General features: G+C 68.9%; 3 protein-coding genes. 2 read left to right on the forward strand and 1 reads right to left on the reverse strand.

Annotated elements, in window-relative coordinates:
* Positions 1–205: helix-turn-helix domain-containing protein (locus tag ACTH43_RS18470; protein WP_441446344.1), on the forward strand; the 205-nt coding region annotated here is incomplete at its 5' end.
* A gap of 16 nt (positions 206–221) precedes the next feature.
* Here ACTH43_RS18470 and ACTH43_RS18475 read toward each other — a convergent pair.
* Positions 222–1,624 (reverse strand): IS3 family transposase gene (locus ACTH43_RS18475; RefSeq protein WP_420866756.1). Its coding sequence is split into 2 segments (ribosomal slippage): positions 222–1,261 and positions 1,261–1,624, totalling 1,404 coding nucleotides; the frame shifts between segments, so codons are not numbered across the junction.
* Positions 1,625–1,871: 247 nt separating this feature from the next.
* Between ACTH43_RS18475 and ACTH43_RS18480 the strand changes: the two genes are divergently transcribed.
* On the forward strand, positions 1,872–2,546 hold the full coding sequence (locus tag ACTH43_RS18480) for a cysteine hydrolase family protein (RefSeq protein WP_441446345.1): 675 nt from the start codon (positions 1,872–1,874) through the stop codon (positions 2,544–2,546).
* The last annotated feature ends 85 nt before the right edge of the window (positions 2,547–2,631 follow it).

The following is a 2,631-nucleotide window of genomic DNA, read 5'->3' on the forward strand; positions in this document are numbered from 1 at the left end:
ACATCTCCGGGAGGATCTCTCGCTGGCCGCGCTCGCGCAGCAGGCCAACGTCTCGCCCCGCACCTTCTCCCGACGCTTCACCGCGGATACGGGGATCACCCCGATGCAGTGGGTGCTCCGCGCCCGCATCGACCACGCTCGCGAGCTCCTCGAACGGACCGACCTCACCGTCACCCAGGTGGCGGAGCGGAATTTGTCAAGGTGAATGAGGCCAGTGGGAGTCAGGCGGCGGTCTGGTAGGCCTGCTGGTCGTCGTGGTTGGCGGGCTTGTTGATCCAGGCTGCGTCGGGCAGCGTGAGGATCTTCGGGACGGCAGTTGGGGTGCTGAACCGTTCGGGGTGGGCGTTCCGGGCGGTGTTGAGGACGTCGGCGCGGTCGGCGGCCTTCGCGGCGGCGAGGCCGTAGTGAACCTCCGCCGGCGTGTGCAGGCCCAGACCGCCGTGGTGGTGCTCGTGGTTGTAGCGGTCGCGGAACGCGTCCATGAACGCCCTGGCATCGCTGAGAGAGCCGAATCGGTCGGGGAAGACCGGGGCGTACTTCAGCGTCTTGAACCAGGCCTCGGAGTAGGGGTTGTCGTTGGAGACCTTCGGGCGCGAGTGCGAGCGGGTGACCTCCAGATCGGCGAGCAGCGTCGCGACGGTCTTCGAGGTCATCGAGGTGCCGCGGTCGGCGTGGACCACCTCGGGGATGCCGTGGATGGCGAACACCTCGCGCATCATCTCCTCGGCCAGGGGCCCGGACTCGCGGGCGTGGACGTGGACGCCGACGAGGTAGCGGGAGTAGATATCGATCATCACGTAGGCGTCGTAGTAGACGCCCCGGACCGGGCCAGGCAGCTTGGTGATGTCCCAGGAATAGACCTGCCCAGGTGCCGTGGCGACCAGCTCGGGGATCGCCCTCGCCGGATGCCTGGCCTGCCTGCGACGCTCTGTGACCAGGGTGTTCTCCCGCAGTACCCGATACATCGTGGAGACCGAGCACAGGTAGATCCCACGGTCCAGCAACTCGGCGAAGATCTGTATCGGGGTGGCATCGACGAACTCGTCGCTGGTCAGCACCGCAAGCACCCTCGCCCGTTCGGTGCGCGAGAGCCGGTTGGCCGGCACCACCTCCCGCGGCACGGGTGGCCCCGGGCGCTGCTGCCGGCGACTGGCTGTCGCCCGCGAGATGCCGGTCAAGACCGACGCGGCCCGGGTGGGTGTCCCCTGGACGGTGAGGTCGGTGTAGGCGTTCATCAGCGCTTGTTGCGCTTGGTCTCGGTATCCGCGCTCTCGGAGATGTCCTCCAAGAGCGCGCGTGCTTTTCCCATGATCTCCAGCGCGGTCTCGGTGCGATCCAGGCGCTGCTGGGTCGTCTCCAGCTCGCGCCGCAACCGGGCGATCTCGGCCTGCTCCTTGCTGGGCCGGCCGATCGCCTGCCCGGGCTGTTTGCCCTGCAGCACGCCGGCATCGCGCAGCCGCCGCCACTCGGTGATCAACGAGGAATACAGGCCCTCGCGGCGCAGGTAGGCACCGCCTTGCTGCTGCTCGCAGGCCTCCTCGTAGGCGGCCAGGTGGGCGAGCTTCTGCTCGGGCGTGAACCGGCGACGGCGCGGACCATCGGCGCGGGGATGCGAACTGCTCATGGACCCATCATCGCGGGTCGACGACGGCAGCGTGGAGAGAGTCGAGATGCTCATCGGGGTCGTTCCTGATCTCGCCCTGCGAAGGCGGACTTGCTATGAACCACTGGTCTCAACTCACCCTGACACGCAGGGGGCCACCGATGCTGGGTGGCGCTGGGTGCTGCGGATACTGCGGGCGGCAGGCGCTGCGTGCAGCGGGGATTGTGGACAGCGGACCCCACGTCCTCCGCTCTCGTAGAGTCCCCCTATGGACAGTGCCGCCCGTCATTCCGACCCCGCTCCCGAGCCCCAGCCCTGGCTCCTGATCATCGATCCGCAACGGATCTTCGCCGACCCCGCCTCCGAGTGGTGCTCGCCATTCTTCCCCACCGCGATGGAGAACATCGCGCGCCTGGCGGAGTCCGTCGGCCCCGAGCGCACGCTGATCACCCGTTGGCTGCCCACCGCGGACCGGGCCACAGCCTGGGGCGACTATTTCCATGCCTGGCCCTTCGCCGACGTCCCGGCGGAGGATCCCCGGTACGAGCTGGTCGCGCCCGCCCAGGGGCTGAGCGCCCATCCGACGATCGACGAGCCGACGTTCGGGAAATGGGGGCAGCAGCTGGCCGAGCGCGTGGGCTGGGCCACGAACCCAGCCACACATCTGCTGGTCACGGGCGTGACCACCGACTGCTGCGTCATCTCGACCGTGCTCCCCGCGGCCGATGCCGGGGTGCGGCTCAGCGTGGTCACCGACGCCGTCGCGCACTCCGCCGCCGAGAACGGCCCACCGGCCCTGCACACGATGAGCCTGTTCCCGCCGCAGGTCGACCTGCGCACCACCGCCGACATCCTGGCGGACGGGACGATCCAGCTCGACCAGGGAAACCCGAACGCTCAGGCTCGGACGGAGCCTGACGACGACCCACGAAAGGGACGCTGATGGCCGCCAAGGAACAGGTCACCGCGACCGCGGCAGGGAAGTACGTGATGTGCGGGCACTGCGGCGGCGGCTGGTACTGGTGGCG

This window comes from Brachybacterium sp. (assembly GCF_052095815.1).
GTDB lineage: Bacteria > Actinomycetota > Actinomycetes > Actinomycetales > Dermabacteraceae > Brachybacterium.

Coding starts and splice junctions, on each gene's coding strand:
- ACTH43_RS18480 (WP_441446345.1), top strand. CDS start 1,872: ATGGACAGTGCCGCCCGTCATTCCGACCCCGCTCCCGAGCCCCAGCCC.